This window comes from Sinorhizobium chiapasense, assembly GCF_045277575.1.
Classification (GTDB): domain Bacteria; phylum Pseudomonadota; class Alphaproteobacteria; order Rhizobiales; family Rhizobiaceae; genus Ensifer; species Ensifer chiapasense_A.
Genome location: NZ_CP144205.1, coordinates 2,363,057 through 2,379,994, shown reverse-complemented (window position 1 = coordinate 2,379,994; position 16,938 = coordinate 2,363,057). Strand labels below are relative to the sequence as shown.

Below are 16,938 nucleotides of genomic sequence, written 5' to 3'. Positions count from 1 at the left end.
GAGTATATTCGCGCTTTCGGAGCAATTGGGGCACCCCGTCTGAGACGCGGGAGCAATCGCACCGCGGGCGTGAAACGTGCCCCATGGAGGTGTAGGATGACCACTTATGTCATGCTCCTCAACTGGACCGAGCAGGGTATCAAGAATGTGCGCGAGTCCCCGAAGCGGCTCGACGCGGCAAGACAGGTGCTCGGTGAGATGGGCGGCTCCTTCAAGCATTTCTTCCTGACCATGGGTGACTACGACATGGTGGCCGTCGTCGAGGCACCGGATGATGCGGTCGCCGCGCGCTTTGCGCTGACGCTCGGCATGGCCGGCAATGTGCGCTCGACCACGCTGAAGGCATTTCCCGAGGCGGCCTATCGCGAACTGATTACCTCGCTCGGATAGGCTGAAGGGCAGCGACAGCGGAACTGCTCAGGGCGACCCGTTTCCGGAGAGGATGCGGGCCGCACCGCGTAGCGCGTTGCGAAATGCGTCGTCGAAGCTGACGCCGCTGATCTGCCACGCGTGACTTTTGCCGCCCGACGCCATCCGCCAGTTGGCGATCCAGCCGCGGGCTTGATCAGACCAGACCAGTGTGCCGGCAAGCGTCACATCCCGCTTGCTAAGCATCGCGGGTCTGGTGAATTTTTCCGGGTTCGCTTGGGATATCGCGGCAAAGTCCAGCGCTCCATCGGCGACGGTCGCCCTGTCCGGCAGGGCGACGGAAAGCGCCAGCGGTGCCGCGGCCGCGCGGAGCGAGTCCGCCATATAGGGGCTTTCGTCGCCGTCGCGCGCCAGGACGAAACGGCGTCTCTGATCCTTAACCGCCAGCAAGACGGTGATCACCGGGCGAGGTTCAAGCCATGGTTTTCGGCCGAGCTTTGCAAGAAGCGGGTCGAGCGTCGCCGGCTCGTAACGGCAGGTCAGATCGTGCGGGCGATCGTGAGTGCCCTGTTCGTCGTGGATCGGGACGCCTTCGAGCCGGTCGCGGTAGGAAAAGGACGAGACGAAGCTGCCGGCCTCGGCCTCGAGCACGGCGAAGCCGGGCGCGTCGAGGATCGTCGGATCACCCGAGAGCTTGACCAAAACTTCACTCAGGCACGCGCGAAAACCGATCTGCCGGTTGACCTCGCCGGTGCCGGTGACGATGGCGTCGCTTTGATAAAGCCGATCGATGTCGTCGACATTTGCCGCGCCGCCAAGGCTTACGGCGAACAGGAACGGCAGCAGCACCCGTGACATCGTCATGCCGTTCTCCCAATCGTTCGCCTTTGAATCAAAAGAGATCCTTAACGTTTACACTTTATCAATCTCTCGGAAACCCGAGGTTCTACGATGCGTTGCGTTTTTGTCGTCGTCCTCCTGTTGCTGGCCGGCTGCGGAACGGTGCCGAGAGACACCCGGAATGCCTGCGCGGTTTTCGAGCAGCGAGATGGCCTATTCAACAATTGGCGCCGTGCCGCCTATAGCGCCGAGCGCGAATATGGCGTGCCCGTGCCGATCCTGATGGCGACGATCTATACCGAGTCCGGCTTCCGCCATAATGCGCGGCCGCCGCGCACCAAGCTTTTCGGTTTCATTCCCTGGACGCGCGTTTCGACCGCCTACGGCTACTCCCAGGCGCTCGATGGCACCTGGGCGCGCTACCAGAGCGAGACCGGCCGCTGGGCGGCGCGACGCTCGGACTTCGGCGACGCCATCCGCTTCATCGCCTGGTACCACCGCGAAAGCGCACAGCAGAACGGCATCGCGCTCAACGACGCCTACCGGCTCTATATCGCCTACTACCACGGCCATGCCGGCTATGCCCGCGGCAACTGGAGCGAAACGGCCAAGACCGGAGCCAAACGGGCAGCCGGCATGGCCTCGGTCTATAGCCAGCAGCTGCGCGGCTGCGGCAGCTGACCAGCTCCACGGACCGAGCACCTGTTGCACAGGCGGGTGGGAATTGCTCTATCCCGCCGCTGCCCGCTCGAGTTTGGCGACATCGATCTTGACCATGCCCATCATCGCCTGCTGGGCGCGGGCGGCGCGTGCCGGATCGGGATCGCTGAGGTGCCGCATCAGCGCGTCGGGAATGATCTGCCAGGCAAGGCCGAACTTGTCCTTCAGCCAGCCGCAACGCTGCGGCGTGCCGCCTTCGAGCAATCGGTTCCAATAATAGTCGACCTCCGCCTGGTCGGCGCAGCGCACGAAAAACGATACCGCCTCGCTGAACTTGAAATGCGGGCCGCCGTTCAAGCCCATGAAATGCTGCCCTTCGATTTCGAAGCTCGCGGTGAAGGCCTTGCCATCCGGACCCCTGTTGATGTCGGTGACGCGGGCGTCGCGAAAGATGGAGGTGTAGAAGCCGATGGCTTCCTCCAGTTGATCGTCGAACCAGAGAAAGGGCGTGATCTTCTGCATGGATATGTCTCCCGTGGTGATTGATACCAACGAGGACGAACGGGGGATGCCCGTTCCGACAGGTGCCGCCTGAAAAAAATCCAAGGGGGTGTCGGAACCTTTGTGCCCCGAGCGTCCTATGCTGGTCGAAAGAACCAAGGAGGATTTCTCAATGACCTATGTGGATGGTTTTGTCGTTGCCGTGCCGAAGGCGAATATCGATGCGTACAAGGCGATGGCCAAGGCGGCGGGCGACGTCTGGATGGAATATGGCGCGCTCTCCTACAATGAATGCCTGGCAGACGACGTGCCCTATGGCGAGGTGACGTCCTTCCCTCGCTCGGTGCAGGCCAAGGACGACGAGACGGTGGTCTTCTCGTGGATCGCCTACAAGTCCCGCGCCGACCGCGACACGATCGTCGCCAAGGTGATGGCCGATCCGCGGCTGCAGGGCGATGCCTGGAAGGAAGTCTTCGACGGCAAGCGGATGATCTACGGTGGCTTCCAGACGTTTCTCGAGATGTAGCCGGCGCGTGGCGCCTTTTCTTGCGATGCCCTGCCTTGGACCGGGAACGGTCCGGGGATAGAAGCGTTGGGCAAATCAAAGCGTTGCACCTGCCTGCTGCATGTTGCCTTTAATCGTTGCCGATGAAAGGACAAAAACATGCAGCACTTCAAAATGCTACAGCGGCCTTTGCGTGTCTGGTAAGACACGCGCCGCCGTAGCGGCGGGTGCAGCTTTCCGCCGGAGATCGACATGCCGCAAACGAGCATCACCATTTCCACGCGTGGCCAGGGGCTCTACGAATTCACCGACGAGGCGGCCGCCTTCGTGCGGGCCAACACGGACGGCGAGGGGCTTTTGACCGTTTTCGTCCGGCACACGTCCTGCTCGCTTCTCATCCAGGAAAACGCCGACCCGGATGTGAGGCGCGACCTCGACACCTTCTTCCGCCGCTTGGTGCCGCCGTCCTCCGATCCCTCGATGAGCTGGGTCGTGCACACACAGGAGGGGCCGGATGACATGCCGGCCCATATCAAGGCGGCGCTGACGTCGGTTTCGCTCGGCATTCCCGTTGCCCGTGGCCGCATGGTGCTCGGCACTTGGCAGGGGATCTATCTCTTCGAACATCGCGACCGGCCGCACCGCCGTGAGGTCGTGCTGCACCTTGGCGCCTGACCGCTGCCCGATCGATGCGACCGGCGAGATTGACCGCAACCGGATCCGTTCTAGTTAGAGCTTTGAGCACAGAGGGGCTCCAGCGCGGTGCCGGAGAGGAGCAGCAATGACGGATGCACAGACCATTGCCAATCGCTTCATCGAAGCGCTGAATGAGCGGGATTTCGAGGCGCTGGCGCGGCTCGTCCATGAGGACGTCGAGGTCGATTCGATGACCGGCCAGCGCGCCGTCGGCGCCGGGCCCTTGCGCGCCTGGCTAATGAACTATCTGCGCCGTTTCGACGAGCAGTTCGGCGATGTCGTGCTGATGCGCGATGCCTTCGGCCAGCGCGTGGCGGCGGACCTGACGGCGCGTGGCACCTACCGCGAGACGATGGAGGGCTTCCCCGCCGCATCGGGCCAGAGCTATTCCATTCCGAGCGTACTCGTCTTCGAGATCGAGGACGGCGTCATTACCCGTCTCAGCCACTATCGTAACATTCGCGTCTTCGAGCGCCTGCTCGCCGGCTGACCTCCAGCGGATAAGAGCGGGGAGGACAGGGGCCGGGGATGACAGCGCCGCGCGACCCGCCTATCGTATGCTGCCGGTTGCAGGCCGGGTTCTTGTTTCGCGTTGATCAGGAGATGATGCATGAAAGCCATGCTTCGCAATTCGGTCCTCGGCGTTGCGCTCGCCGCGACGAGTTTCGTGACCTTGCCGGCGGAGGCTGCGGCCCCGATGCCGCTGCCGATGGTCGACCGTTCGGATGTCGATCTCGTCCGCCACCGCGGCTACTGTTCGTCACGCGAGGCGTTGCGCAGGGCCTGGCGTCTCGGCTTTCACCGCGCCCGCGTCGAGCGCGTCACGCATTCGCGCGTCGTCGTCGTCGGCTGGCGCCGCGGTTTCCTGAGCCGGGTCGTTTTCGCCAATGCCTATGGCTGCCCGCGGATCGGCTGATCGCGCGCTTGGGGCCAGCAGATTCCTCGTGGTTTTCGGGCGCGGCCGGCGACGGCTGCACTCGATCTGTCAAGCAGGGGAAGCGTCGGCAAGACGCATGTCCGGGAGTGCCCAACCCGGCGTGCCGGCGCTTCCGACTTTAGAAACGCAGCTTTATCAAAGCGTTACGGCGATCCCGCATTGCTCGGCGCAACTCGCTGCGGCGCCGAATCTCGTCGGCTGGAGCATCAGGAATCACGCGCCGGCTATCTGAACCTTCCATGAACACCAGGTTCCGCTGTCGTTCAGCTTGGGCAGCCTATCCTCTGCTCAATCGCTTGGGACGGTGATTGCCCATTGAACCCTTCAAGCCTGGAGAGATGTCATGAAGAACCGCTTTTTCAACGCTGCTGCCGCCGCCGTCATCGGATTGACCGGCCTGCTTGGCGCAGCCTCCACCGCTTCGGCGGACTCGATCGAATTCGGCTTCGGCCCGCGTGACGGCATCGACGTGCAGTACCGCGATTACAACGGCGGCTACGGCGACGAGCGTGATTGGAACCGTGGCCGCGACCGTCACTGGGATCGTGGTCGCCGCGGCCGCTGCGCGCCGTGGATCGCCGTCGACAAGGCTCGCGACCACGGCCTGCGCCGCGCCTATGTCGCCGACGTCACACCGCGCCGCGTCGTCGTCGAGGGCCGCCGCCACGGCTACCGCCAGACGATCGTCTTCGCCAATGCCCGCGGCTGCCCGACGATCGGCCGCTGGTAAGCTCCAATCCTGAAATCTTCCCGCCTTGTCTCCCCCGGCCGGCGGGAGAATGGCCCCTCATGCTTCGGCATGGGGGGCTTTTTTGTGGGGAATGGGGGCGTGCGCTCCGAGACGCCCCCCGACGCCGTTTATCTCGGGGAAGAGCTTCTGCGTCGTGCGTCGGGCCGCCGCAGCCACGGCAGCCGCCGGCTTCACACCTTCCGCCGGAGTTCGCAGACCGGCACCTACAGCAACCTTTGATTTGCTGCATGTCCGATTTAAGGAGACATGCAGTAAGCCTGCCGTCCAAAACACTTCGCCCCCGGCGCCGATCTCCGAAGCCAGGGGCGAGGATGAATGAAACCCGCACGCGGTCGCGGCGGGGCCTGCAAGGTTTTACTGCTTGATTTCGAAGGTCACGTTGACCATCACGTTGTAGCTGTTCTCGCCGGTTGCAACCGGCACGGCGTCGGCGGCATATTCCTTGGCCATGCCGGCGCGCATCATCGGGACCGGCTCGGGGCGGTAACCCTGTTCGCTGATGTTGACGACCTTGCCGAGCGAAACGCCGGCGGCTTCGGCGAGAACCTTCGCCTTGACGATGGCATCGGCAACGGCGGCCTTGCGCGCCTCAGTGATGATGGGTTCCGGCTTGTCGTTGGTGAACTGGATGCCGCCGCCCTGGTTGACGCCGAGCGTCACCGACTTGTCGACGACTTCGCCGAGCTTGGCGAGGTCACGCACGCGTACGCTGACGCCGTTTATTACCTGGTAGCCGATCAGCTCCGGCGGGCGATTGCCGCCGTCATTGTTGGGCGGGTAGTTGTATTGCGGGTTCACCGAAAAGCCGCTCGTCTGCAGGTCGCGATCGGCAATGCCGTCGGCCCTCAACGCCTTCAGCACCTCGGCCATGGCCTTGTTGTTGGCGTCGAGCGCTTCGCGGGCGGTCTTGGCGTCCTTGACGACGCTGAGTTGCAGGACCGCCATGTCAGGCGCGGCCGTCGCGCGGCCTTCGCCGGCAACGACGATGGTTGCCTTGTCCTTGTCCGACTCCTCAGCCTGAGCGGCGGCCACACCGGCAAAAGCGGCGGCGAAGGCGGCGATCGAAAGCGTGCGGGCAGTGCGTGTGGAAATCATGGTCTATGTCTCTCCGGTTGTTCCGTCCCTGCGCCTTCATGCTTAGCGATTGTGTGAGCATTGCGGCAATGGCTTGTCGGCAAAAAGGTTTTCCGCTAGAGCCTTTGCCATCCGCGAACTGCCATTGGTTCGCGAATCTGGATCGCTGCAGCGCCACACGTTTTATCTGAGACGGGAACGGCCGCTGTAGCACTTAGAGTTGCTGCATGTCTTACCCCTGGATCGTTACGATTTGAGGAAACCTGCAGATCCAGAGTGGGCCTGTAGCTCAATGGTTAGAGCCGGCGGCTCATAACCGCTTGGTTGGGGGTTCGAGTCCCTCCGGGCCCACCATCGACTGTAAGTCATTGATTTTGAACGAATATTTTTAGGTGAATTTTTCGCCGTACACGGCTTTATACACCACAGCGTACACAATTCGAGCCAGAATTGAGAGGCCGAACTTGTACCTTTGGAAACGCGAAAATGGATTCACCTATCAGCAACGCATTCCCGTTAGCGTCGAACCTCAGTTTGGAAAATCGCCGATCCGCGTGAATCTTGGGCCTCTTCCTGCCGCTGACGCAAGGAAAAGAGCGATAATTCTGTCGGCTGCGGCCCTGAGATTAATGGACGATCCGACAATGACGCGTGAAACACTTGTTCACAGTCTTCGTGCGTTGAACGATGAATTGAAAGCTCTCAAAACCGCAAAATTCGGTAAAGCTGTGCAGCTCGGCGGCGCAAAGAACAGGGCCGACGAATTCCGCGAGCTTGGTGAAGACGAGTTGTCCAAGCGCCAGCTCGACAAGGTGGAAGTTCTGAAAGCTGAAAGGGAAATGCTCTCAAGCTTTCACCGACGACTGACCGGCATTGCCGATGCTCTTTCGAAAGATTCTGTTGCATGGGAAGCCGAGCGAGGAACATACCAATCTGTCGTCGCCCTCCTTGGATCGCTCGATAAACAGGGGAGCGCAATCGCGGTAGAGCCGCCACAGGCAAATGTCGCAACGGTCGGCAGCCGACCGCCTATGCCGCTTCCATCTGCGCCAATCAGCAAACCGGCTGAGGATGTCGTTGCCGATAGCAAAGGGCAGGTTACCGATCCTCGTGCTTTCACCGCTGGGACCAAGTTCGGTGTCGCTGGTCGTGTCGTCCTTGATGCTCGAAGGGCTGCGCTCGACACTAGCGACAAAAAAAGAGGTCGCTACGAGGAACGTCTCGAAGCCACCTTCGCGGCCTTCCTAGATGTGATCGGCGATCATCCAATGAGCTATTACCTGCCGATCCACTTGCAAGACTTCGCCACGGTGATGGGCAAGGTTCCAACTAATCGAACGAAATATGCCGTTTTCAATGGGCTGACGCTCGAAGCAATGGGCAGAAAAAACGACGATTTGCCGGACGGAAAGCGTATTCCTCGTTTGTCGCAATCTTCGGTCAAAGAGCACGTCACGCAGGTTAAGCTAATTTGGGAGAAGGCAACTGCTGGCATTGCCGGAGTCCGGGATATTCGTTCATTTAATGTAACCATGCCAGCAGCGGCGACGGCACCGATAGATCGTGAGGGCCTACCGGTCGCCTCATTGAACAAGTGGCTGGCAGATATCGTTAATCCGAAAATCATGCGGAAGCCGCATAAGGCCTGGCTGCCTCTGGTCGGCCTTCTAACCGGAATGCGGCTCTCGGAGATCGTTTACCTGCAATCGTCCGACATTGTTACCATAGAGGGAAATGAGGTCTTCGATTTGAGATTACCTCTCATCATTGATGGCAAGGCAGTCGACCGGCCCCTTAAGACAAAAACTTCTGTGCGCGTCGTCGCGATTCATCCGCTGCTTCGTGAATGCGGCTTTATCGACTTCGCGAAAAAGCAAAGGGGTCGAGGTGGGTTCATCTTCCCCCATTACCACACTGCCAAAGACCCATCAGACGCGGCCCAGAAGCAGATGTCGAATTGGATGATTGCTCTTGGCATTCATGAGCACCTCAGACAAGTTTTCCACTCGCTACGTCACAATGCCAAGGCGTGGTTTCAAATACACCTTGATGAGCGGCTCGCTGACAAGCAATGCGGTCATGCTGCATCTACTGTCGGACGGAAGTACGGGTTTAAAGCACTGACCTCTCAGGAAGTGGAGATGGTTATGGCTATTCCAGCACCACGCGACATCGACTTTACCCCTTTGATCAACTGGCATCAGGCTCAGTAGCGATCTGGTTACGCGCTGTGTTATTGCTCCGCTAATTAGCGTTGGCGGAGCATGCGCCTATGCGCCGAGCCGGTTGAACGCTCGCAGCCCATCCCTTTGAATTTCTCGTTTCAATTCCTGTGCCGCTCCGGGGAGCCTGCTCTTGCGGACAAGCATCTTTTCCGCGCTTCCGTGCCTCTGAACGTAGATCGATGCCAGATAGCAAATCAGGCCGCCTTTCTCGTGTTCGTGGCGGACTTCTTCGATGATGATATTAACCGTCAAGCCCCGGATTTTCGTGATCGTTTGGCGCATTGGAAATCCTCATTTCCATTTGATTTCATTGAATAATCTATAGCAGAAATGCGGATTCTTGAGAATCCGGCTAACGAAAATGATGCCGGGTTTGGGATAGCGTCCGTTAACTGGATCGGTCGGATTTTAATGATTGTCGAAAGCGATCGCTTGCCATGCCCACGACGGCAGGCAGGGGTTGACGGTAAAAGGGGCGGCATAGGCTTTCTATCCGCCTTGGCCAGAATGGGCATGGCGGTGCCCGAAGGGCAGGAAAGCCGCCCCTCTCACCGTCACCGAGCCAGGAGGCTCCATTTTCTATGCGGGAGAAGCGGTGCGCGTAGGCGCATGAAGGCGGGACACGTGGCCCGCCTGAAAGACTTTGGAGCATCGAAATGGAGAGTGGCGAGGGGAACCCTTGCCGGGTTTTGTTGACATTTCGGGTGATCAGCACCTGGGTTCAGATTTATTTTTGCGTCCTCTTGCAGGATTTTTAATTACCTTTATGTGCCGAAACCAAGAAGGAATGATTTTGCGAAAAATAGGCATTATAGGCCACAAATAGGAACTGTTTTCTGTTTTACCGTGTGCATGTTATTCAAATTCTCGAATACGGCCTTCTCACTGAAAAAAACTTGCAAAATACATCTTGCGGCCGCTTACGCTTTGCGCTTATGTTTATCTCGTCAGCAATCGGAAGATAACTGAAGTAAGCTGATGTTCTGTTTCCCCTTTAGGGATTGGAAGTAAGTCGATCCTCTGAGATCAACTTAGGTCTAGGCAGAAATGCTACGGTTCTGTTTCCCATTAAAGGGATTGCGGCAGACATGATGTCTATAAGTCCGCTCCGCCGAACAGGCGGCTCTGAATATGATTTGCGACATCTCGAAATGTCGTGAGTCCTTTGACCGCCGTGCAGGCGGATGTCGCGCCGGTCCAAACGGTGCGTGGATTGAAACGTTATTCAGTTACGATACGTGACTGCCCTCTACCGCCGCATAGGCGGCTCTGAAAAGATTTTGCGACGTTTAAGGATGCCGCAAAATCCTCTACCGCCGTGTAGGCGGCTCTTCCCCGCTTACGCAGGGATGTCCCGCTTCTGTCATCACCGACATTAGCTTCCCCTGCGCACGCAGGGTTGGAGAGCGCATTCGTGCGCTCTCCACGTGCCATCACTATCCCCCGGCAACTTTTGCTTCCGCTCGCGGAAGGCGGCGAAGCTTTGCCCAAAGACAAGGAACTGAAAATGCTTACGTTCAAACACTTCAAAGACCCCGCCGCGATGGTGTGCATCAAAACCGGTCTCAGGATCGACAAAGCCAACAGTTGGGAGACATTCACTCATCTTTTTCAGGAAATGGACGCGAAGCGTGGCGGAGAGCTTCCCGATCAGTTCCTCGCGCTACCGGCGTCAACGGGTGAGTCAGCGCTCATCCAGGCAATCCTTCATGCCGCTGACTACTCTCGACACGCGGACGGGATGGAAGGTACCGGCACGTGGAAGCGTCTCGATTACGTGTCTGGCGTGCACGCGGAAGCCATTGCCGCCGCGATCCTTCGGCGCGGTTGAGAGGAGCGACATGACCTGGGAAACGAAGAATTCTCCTCAGTTGGCTGAAGTCGTGGCACATCGAATAGCTCGATTGGCCGAGCGGCAGCCTCCGCACTTCTGGGTTGCTCTTGGCATGAAGCTCGATGGGTCGGAGAATGGCACAATCACCATGGCCGATCTTCTAGGCGTTCTCATTGATGGAGAACGTGATGAATAAGATCAAATTGGAGCTGGATGATACGCAAGCCTTGGCACTTGCCCAGCTTGCGAAGCGTTCCTCCATCGACCGCGTGCGACCGTTCTCTGCGTCCGAAGAGGAGGCGTGGCAGATGGTCTACGCAATTCAGGAACTGCGCTCGGCGTTGGCAAAGGCGGGATGGGCTCCGCGTTGAAAGTCGGATCGGAGATTGACGCCGATTCCGTTTCCTCTGAGCATTGAAAAAGCCGCCTCAACGGGCTGGAACCCAAGGCGGCTTTAGGAAGATATTCATATGATTGCTGACGGCTACATGGATGTAAAGACCCCTCTTCGGGATCGGTGAGCGGCGGGCTGGCATATCAGCCAGCCGAAACCCCAGACCTTCGCACCCTAAGCCGTCAACAAATTTGGCCGGAAACCTCCGGCGAAATCCCCAACGATCAAGGCATTTCAGGCATGTTTGCAGCAGCGGCAAACGTGGTCGCGGCTGCGTGTTCGAATTTCTTCGACTACGGCCAGTTCGGGCCACGTCAACATATCGAAAATCTCCATCCTCATAATCACCGGGGAACCGGCGGGCTACGTGACGGAGTGGTTGCTTTTGCGCAGCGCGTCAGAGGTCGAGAAAAGGAGTGGCACGAATGGACGGTTCCCGCCGGTAGCAGCGCGATCCATGAAGCTGAGCGGCTGCTTCAGCAGGACAACCTGAACGATATATATGTATCGCAAGCCGCGTTTAAAAAATGGCGCTCGATCTCTCAGATTACGGCTATTGGCGCGTGTTATACCGACCTCGACTATCATACGCGAGCACACTGGAAAGGACGAAAGCCTACCGATGTAGCGGGCGCGGTCATCAGTCATCTGGAAGATGCAATGATCCCAGCTCCGTCATGCATTCTATCGACGGGTCGCGGACTCGTCTGCGTATGGCTGACAGAGCTGTTGCCGCGTGCTGTGCTGCCCCGATGGAATGCCGTCCAGAAGCGGCTGGGGGAGGTTCTGGAGCCCTTCGGCGCGGACAAGCGTGCCCTAGATGCGGCACGGGTATTTCGGCTCTGTGGAAGTCAGAATTCGCGTGCCGACTGGGATCGGCGCACGGTCGGCATGGTGTGGTGTCATGGACCAACGGAAGCGCCTGCCAGACACACTTTCGGAACGCTCGCAGACGAAGTTCTGCCGATTACGCACGCCGAACTGATTTCCTTGCGTGCCGAACGGGCGAAGCGGAAGGCGGAAGGCAAGAGTAAGACCGGTCCGGCAACACGATTATCTGCCGCCACGTACTGGGAGAGCGTTTTGACGGACCTGCAACGCCTTCGTGCGTATCGATGTCAGGATGGCGCGTTGCCAGAAGGCCAACGGGACGCGTGGCTCTTCATTGCCGGAGTTGCTATTTCGTGGATTTCGCCGCCGGAAGTTCTCGGACGGGAAATCATCGCGCTCGCCGACGAGGCGGCCGGATGGCGCGACACAGAAACGAAATCACGCATGTCCGCCATCATCAAGCGTGCTCGAAGAGCGGCGGCTGGTGAGAAGATCACGTTCGGCAACCGGGATGTCGATTGTCGGTATCGAATGAAGGCCAACACGATTGTCGAGTGGCTTGGTATCGATCCAGCGGAACAATGGGCGGCGGGATTGCGGGTGCTGGTGGATCGGGATCGCAAGACCGAGCTTGCAGTCGAGCGCATGGAGCAATCGCGGCGACGGCGAGGTGTAAAGGCGCGTGCCGAACAACAAGCTGCAAGGTTGGAAATGGGCGGCATTGCGCTGTATATCCAAGCCACGCAGGGCCTGAAACGCGATGAACTTGCAGAGCATTTCGGCGTGTCGAGTGGGCAGATGTCCAAAGCTATGCAGGAAGCGAGACGGAAAGCTTCGGCATAGAGATTTTGTGTTTTACCTGACCGGGGGACAAAGCCCCCCGGACCCCAGGGAAGGTAAACACCATACACCGCATCACTTCGTGACGCGGACAGATCGCCACCCCGGCGACGAAGGGGTCTCCATGAAATGGCCCCTCTGGAAGAGGTTCCCGGCAGGGTCCGCCGGAAGGCTCTCCATGAAATGGTCCGGCTGAAGGCCCCTCCATGGAATGGCCGACACTATGACGAAGGAATAGTGGTAGTCGGTCACTACATCTTTGCTTTCGGTCCCTTTTCTCTGTTTCCGCCGATGGGTTTTAGCTCCAATATTCTAGGAATAAATTCCCACGTTGAGCATTTCTATGAAGAACGATTCCAAGTCCAAAAAGGGTGATACAGACGCAGCTAAGTGTGCTCGCATATTCAATCGTCGTTTGCTTGAAACTGCGAGACTTCAGCCTCCGTATGTCGTCTGGAATGAATTGTGGTACCGATGCGACGTCGAAAAAGTTCGTCAGGTTCCAGTGAAATATTTATGGAAACTCGGCGAAGCACTCACAGCCAGAGTTGCAGCGGAAAGTGGAGAACTCGACTTTTTAAAACCGGACGGTTCGAAAGATTTTGAATTTGACTATCCGACATGGGAAACGGAGCCGCAGACCGGCAAGGAATGATGGATGGGCTATCAGTTCGTCCACCTCGAAAGCTACAGCCGTAAGGCCGATGCGAAAGGCAGATCGACAGATTTTATTTTCGGGGAGGCTTCGCGCAAACCGGAAGCCTCCGTTCACGTTTCCGATCCCACGCCGCCCGTCACTGTTTATGGTGTTGGGGTCGAGGCCCTACAGGAAATGCATGATTCCGCCGTTGCCGCTGCGACGGTTGAGATTAAGGGCGGTAAGACCCGGAAAATCAGGCTAGATCAGAAAACCTTGCACACAGTTGTGGCATCGCACCCTTACACGGTGGACGAGGTTCGAGCCGATCCTGCAAAACAAGCGGAGGCCGAAGAGTGGGAGCGGCGCACGATCCAGTGGTTGAAGGACCAATATGGTGACGATCTGAAATCCGTCGTCAGACATGAGGACGAATCTCACTATCACCTTCACGCGTACGTTCTCCCATCGTCGGACCCCGAATTGAAAGCTGCCCGCTATCATCCCGGCGTGACGGCGAAGCGCGAAATCATGTCCGCCGGTCCTGCAGCGGGCGAGGACGCAAAGGCGCTCGGAAAGCGAGCTGACGCTGCATACAAGGCCGCGATGCGTGGGTGGCAGGACTCGTATCACGAGGCCGTCGCGGTCCCGTGTGGCTTGACGCGCCTCGGCCCGCAGCGCCGCCGTCTGACAAGGGAGGAATGGCAGCGAGAACAGGCCCAAGCGCGGGCGCTTCAAAAGACCGTCCAGCGGGCACGGAAGGTTAAGGAAGCGGGCGAAAGCTTCGTCACCAAAACAAAAACAGAAGCATTCAAAATCGCCGCCGCCGCTGCGCAGGAAAAGGAAGCTGCAAAGCAAGCCACCGCCGCCGCTCTGGCTGCGCAGGATCGTGCCACAAAAGCGCAAGAACACGCGAGCGCAATGCTCTCCGATGCCAAGCGCTACAGCGGTTGGGGTGGTCGACTACGGGCCGTATGGGATGGCCTACGACAGTCGAAGATCGCCGAACGAATCCGGCAAGAGTTTGCCAGTAAAATCGAGCGGGCAGAGGCGCTTGTGAAGGCCGGTCAGGATCGACTGAAGATCGAAGTGCGGAAGCGCCGTGATGCCGAAAAACGAGCCCATGAAGCCGCTCGCGATGCGGAAGCAGCGCGTGACGCGGCATTGCGAGCGTCCCTTGAGAGAGATCGAGCATGGGCGATGTTGCCGCGAGAGCGGCGGCAGGAAGTTGCAACGGTTACGCCCACACTGCAACCTAAACTGAGGCCTAGTAGCGGAAGGAAAAGAAATGAGGAGCGTTGATTGATGTTCGATCTCTTCGCAACTCCCGACTCTCAGGATATCGCGTGGCAATGGGTCAACGCGATCCTCCCAGATGACACTTCATCGCCATGGGGGGCAGCGCTGGCGACGTTCTCCGCCGCCTTGACGCTTTTTGCCTGTACCTTGGTTGGCTGGATGACCGTGAGCGGCATAGTGCAGTCAGCTTATACCGGCAAAGTCTTGGGCGAGCGCTGGCATCAGATTTTCACGCCGCTTCGGTTGATCGTCGGCATAGGCCTAATCGTGCCGGTCGCCGGTGGTTTCAGCCCAGCTCATCACCTGATTAAGCAGGTTATCGCGCGGCCGTCGATCAACATTGCTAATGCTGTGTGGGTTGGTTTTGTGGAAAGCGTCGCCGGTCACGGCATCCCGATAACGCCGGTTTCGTCTGGCGGCTCCGGCCTCGTCATGGACGTCGCCGAACACGAGATTTGCGCAGCGGTCGGCAATGCCATAGGGCGCGGCCGTTACAATTCCAGCAGCCCGATTCCCGATCCGCACGGAACGGTCGAGGACCTTGGAATCTTTGGATATCAGAAGCAAATCGTATGGAACTATGGATCGGATTGCGGCCGGTTATCAGTGACGGTACCGGACAGCCGGGAAACCTTTTCCGAGACCCGGCGCAACGCGGTTGCGACCATCATAAGCGCGAGCCGACCGATTGGCGACGCGTACGGGAAGGCCTACGCGGATGGCCGTAACCCGGCTGCGACCGTTGAAGCGGCTATGCTATCGGAATCGGGGGGCAGGCTGCCTAGCGGCGTCGCCGAAGCGATCCGCGCAGCGGGCGCGGCATATGATGGAACAATCGCTGAGGCCGCGCGTGTCGAGGCTGTAGGCCTCGAAACTGAGGCACGATCAAAACTCGTCGAAGCGGCAAAGCAACAAGGTTGGATCAATGCTGGTTCGTACTGGCGTTCCCTTGCCCAATATTCAGAGCTGACGGTCGCGCTCGCGGGCGAGAAAGCGGAAAACACGGCCCCACGGTGGGGTAAAATGTCTGGCTTTGAAAGCACCATTAAGGACGCGCTGTGGGGCCTGCGTCACCAGATTACCGGAGAGCAAATCTCCGTTGATCTGACCGCCGCCGATCTCGCAGCAGCCGGAGACGAATCGGCGGATTTCCTGACGAAGGTCTTAGGTCCGGTCACTCGGAATCTTGGCGAATGGCTGGCAAGCCGCGATCTGGACGCGGACCCAATGGGGTCTATGATCTCGTCTGGACATTCGATGATTTCGGCGGCGGGCGTCGGTGTCATGGCCGGAGCTGCGGCCAGCGCGGGGGCGTCAAATTGGCTTTCTGAAGCCGTCGGAGCTGGTGGGGCGATTGCGTGGCTGCTTGATTGGTCAAAGCTCGCCATTGGCGCTCTATGGCTGATCGGCGCGGCCTGGGCCTATGTCCTGCCGATGCTGCCTTTCCTGTTCGTCATCGTCGCCGCGATCACATGGGCCGCTGCGATCATCGAATCCATGATTGCCGCCCTGCTATGGTCTTTGACCTGGCTGAAACAAGACAGCGACGATTTCGCCGGTCGAGCGCAGATGGCGGGGCTTATACTCCTCTTTAACGTGGCCCTGAGGCCGGTTCTCGCTGTCCTCTCCCTTTGCGGCTCGTACGTCCTGCTGAATGCCGCTCTGGGGACGGTACAGCAGCTTTGGGCAACCGCGTTTTTTGGAACGACCGGGGGGCACATTGCAGGCTTGTCCGGCCTACTCGTGAGCCTGGCACTGCTGACATACATTCAATGGTTTCTGTGCCTGAAGGTCTTCGGCCTGATCGCGAACCTTCCGGATCGCGTAGCGCAATGGCTCGAAGTTCCGACAACCGGCCGCATGGGCGAGGGCGATCATACAAGCGCTGCTGTGGCCGGTGCGGTGGCTTTGAGCCAGCGTAGCACCCCTGGCGCTATCCCTCGCGCCCGGCGGCCCGGGAAAGATAAAGGTGACGATGGCGGGGACTACGAGGTGACGGCCGCCGTCACCTCGAACAAACAACATCCCAACACAAACAAACAGGGGGACACCCAATGATGAAAACCGCAATCCTTGCGGCGCTGGTCGCCGCTCTATCGGCTCCACCCGTCGAATCGGCCCAAATCATGTGGCGCAGTCCTACGGCGGGCGTCCTCGAAGTGACGCCCGCCCGGCCGTCGACTCCGACACCTGATCCTGATGAGGATCAGGGAGGCGAACAGCCAACGGTCGGATTCGGTATTTTCTACGGAGTGACCAACGTAAAAAAGGGCACCAATCTTGCAATCCGGCCGCTCACAGCGTCCGGATTTCCGGGGGATGGCTTCACATACGCGAGCACCACTACCTTACCTCCCGGCATCGTGATTAACTCCGGAACGGGGGTGATCGGCGGAAGAGCTGTCATTCCGGGGACTTTTGAAATTCCCATCCGGATCGCCAGAGACGACGACTCCGAAACGGTGACGGCGATAATCGTTGTCGGTTGACTGCAACCATTGCGGCGGTCATCCTGATTATCTGCGATGGCTACGCAGGAAAACCC

Annotated in this window: 20 protein-coding genes and 1 tRNA gene; 17 read left to right on the top strand and 4 right to left on the bottom strand. The window is 59.0% G+C overall.

Annotated features, from left to right (window positions below; all coding sequences use genetic code 11):
- The first annotated feature begins 96 nt into the window (after positions 1-96).
- Positions 97-390, top strand: coding sequence for a GYD domain-containing protein (locus QM996_RS11580; protein WP_500267603.1), 294 nt, complete (start codon positions 97-99; stop codon positions 388-390).
- A 27-nt stretch (positions 391-417) separates the two neighbouring features.
- Here QM996_RS11580 and QM996_RS11575 read toward each other — a convergent pair whose 3' ends face one another.
- Positions 418-1,233 carry a DUF8605 domain-containing protein gene (locus QM996_RS11575; protein WP_500267602.1) on the bottom strand — a complete coding sequence of 272 codons (816 nt, stop codon included), beginning with the start codon at positions 1,231-1,233 and terminating at the stop codon, positions 418-420.
- An 87-nt stretch (positions 1,234-1,320) separates the two neighbouring features.
- On the opposite strand from QM996_RS11575, the gene QM996_RS11570 reads away from it, so the two are divergent.
- Positions 1,321-1,890 (top strand): transglycosylase SLT domain-containing protein, encoded by a 570-nt coding sequence (locus QM996_RS11570; RefSeq protein WP_483503788.1) that lies wholly within the window; start codon positions 1,321-1,323, stop codon positions 1,888-1,890.
- Between the two features lie 48 nt (positions 1,891-1,938).
- Here QM996_RS11570 and QM996_RS11565 read toward each other — a convergent pair whose 3' ends face one another.
- Complete coding sequence (locus QM996_RS11565; RefSeq protein WP_500267601.1) at positions 1,939-2,391, bottom strand: VOC family protein; 453 nt, start codon at positions 2,389-2,391, stop codon at positions 1,939-1,941.
- Between the two features lie 151 nt (positions 2,392-2,542).
- On the opposite strand from QM996_RS11565, the gene QM996_RS11560 reads away from it, so the two are divergent.
- The 5 genes from QM996_RS11560 (at position 2,543) to QM996_RS11540 (ending at position 5,238) form a co-directional block, all read left to right on the top strand.
- Positions 2,543-2,896 carry a DUF1428 domain-containing protein gene (locus QM996_RS11560; protein WP_500267600.1) on the top strand — a complete coding sequence of 118 codons (354 nt, stop codon included), beginning with the start codon at positions 2,543-2,545 and terminating at the stop codon, positions 2,894-2,896.
- 231 nt (positions 2,897-3,127) lie between these two features.
- A complete protein-coding gene (locus QM996_RS11555; RefSeq protein ID WP_500267599.1) occupies positions 3,128-3,550 on the top strand; it encodes a YjbQ family protein in 423 nt (140 codons plus the stop codon).
- 106 nt (positions 3,551-3,656) lie between these two features.
- The gene (locus QM996_RS11550) at positions 3,657-4,061 is read left to right on the top strand and encodes a nuclear transport factor 2 family protein (protein WP_500267598.1); all 405 of its coding nucleotides are present in this window, start codon (positions 3,657-3,659) and stop codon (positions 4,059-4,061) included.
- 120 nt (positions 4,062-4,181) lie between these two features.
- Complete coding sequence (locus QM996_RS11545) at positions 4,182-4,487, top strand: hypothetical protein (RefSeq protein ID WP_500267597.1); 306 nt, start codon at positions 4,182-4,184, stop codon at positions 4,485-4,487.
- A 364-nt stretch (positions 4,488-4,851) separates the two neighbouring features.
- A complete protein-coding gene (locus QM996_RS11540) occupies positions 4,852-5,238 on the top strand; it encodes a hypothetical protein (protein WP_500267596.1) in 387 nt (128 codons plus the stop codon).
- A 375-nt stretch (positions 5,239-5,613) separates the two neighbouring features.
- Here QM996_RS11540 and QM996_RS11535 read toward each other — a convergent pair whose 3' ends face one another.
- Positions 5,614-6,354 (bottom strand): SIMPL domain-containing protein, encoded by a 741-nt coding sequence (locus QM996_RS11535; protein ID WP_500267595.1) that lies wholly within the window; start codon positions 6,352-6,354, stop codon positions 5,614-5,616.
- Between the two features lie 257 nt (positions 6,355-6,611).
- On the opposite strand from QM996_RS11535, the gene QM996_RS11530 reads away from it, so the two are divergent.
- Both QM996_RS11530 and QM996_RS11525 read left to right on the top strand, forming a co-directional pair.
- Positions 6,612-6,687 (top strand) — tRNA-Ile (locus QM996_RS11530).
- 110 nt (positions 6,688-6,797) lie between these two features.
- On the top strand, positions 6,798-8,546 hold the full coding sequence (locus QM996_RS11525; RefSeq protein WP_500267594.1) for a tyrosine-type recombinase/integrase: 1,749 nt from the start codon (positions 6,798-6,800) through the stop codon (positions 8,544-8,546).
- Positions 8,547-8,603: 57 nt separating this feature from the next.
- On the opposite strand, the gene QM996_RS11520 is transcribed toward QM996_RS11525, so the two are convergent.
- Entirely contained in the window at positions 8,604-8,840 is a 237-nt protein-coding gene (locus tag QM996_RS11520) for a hypothetical protein (RefSeq protein WP_500267593.1), read from the bottom strand.
- 1,132 nt (positions 8,841-9,972) lie between these two features.
- On the opposite strand from QM996_RS11520, the gene QM996_RS11515 reads away from it, so the two are divergent.
- The 8 genes from QM996_RS11515 (at position 9,973) to QM996_RS11480 (ending at position 16,882) form a co-directional block, all read left to right on the top strand.
- Positions 9,973-10,389, top strand: a complete 417-nt coding sequence (locus QM996_RS11515; protein ID WP_500267592.1) for a hypothetical protein — start codon at positions 9,973-9,975, stop codon at positions 10,387-10,389.
- Between the two features lie 10 nt (positions 10,390-10,399).
- Positions 10,400-10,588 (top strand): hypothetical protein, encoded by a 189-nt coding sequence (locus QM996_RS11510; protein WP_500267591.1) that lies wholly within the window; start codon positions 10,400-10,402, stop codon positions 10,586-10,588.
- The gene (locus QM996_RS11505) at positions 10,581-10,763 is read left to right on the top strand and encodes a DUF7706 family protein (protein WP_500267590.1); all 183 of its coding nucleotides are present in this window, start codon (positions 10,581-10,583) and stop codon (positions 10,761-10,763) included. The genes QM996_RS11510 and QM996_RS11505 overlap by 8 nt, the downstream gene beginning before the upstream one ends.
- Before the next feature lie 146 nt (positions 10,764-10,909).
- Positions 10,910-12,460: a hypothetical protein gene (locus QM996_RS11500; protein ID WP_500267589.1), complete on the top strand. Its 1,551-nt coding sequence runs from the start codon at positions 10,910-10,912 to the stop codon at positions 12,458-12,460.
- A 340-nt stretch (positions 12,461-12,800) separates the two neighbouring features.
- The gene (locus tag QM996_RS11495; RefSeq protein WP_500267588.1) at positions 12,801-13,112 is read left to right on the top strand and encodes a hypothetical protein; all 312 of its coding nucleotides are present in this window, start codon (positions 12,801-12,803) and stop codon (positions 13,110-13,112) included.
- A gap of 3 nt (positions 13,113-13,115) precedes the next feature.
- Positions 13,116-14,396, top strand: coding sequence for a plasmid recombination protein (locus QM996_RS11490; protein WP_500267587.1), 1,281 nt, complete (start codon positions 13,116-13,118; stop codon positions 14,394-14,396).
- 3 nt (positions 14,397-14,399) lie between these two features.
- Complete coding sequence (locus QM996_RS11485) at positions 14,400-16,451, top strand: DotA/TraY family protein (protein WP_500267586.1); 2,052 nt, start codon at positions 14,400-14,402, stop codon at positions 16,449-16,451.
- The gene (locus QM996_RS11480; RefSeq protein ID WP_500267585.1) at positions 16,448-16,882 is read left to right on the top strand and encodes a putative Ig domain-containing protein; all 435 of its coding nucleotides are present in this window, start codon (positions 16,448-16,450) and stop codon (positions 16,880-16,882) included. The genes QM996_RS11485 and QM996_RS11480 overlap by 4 nt, the downstream gene beginning before the upstream one ends.
- Positions 16,883-16,938: the final 56 nt, after the last annotated feature.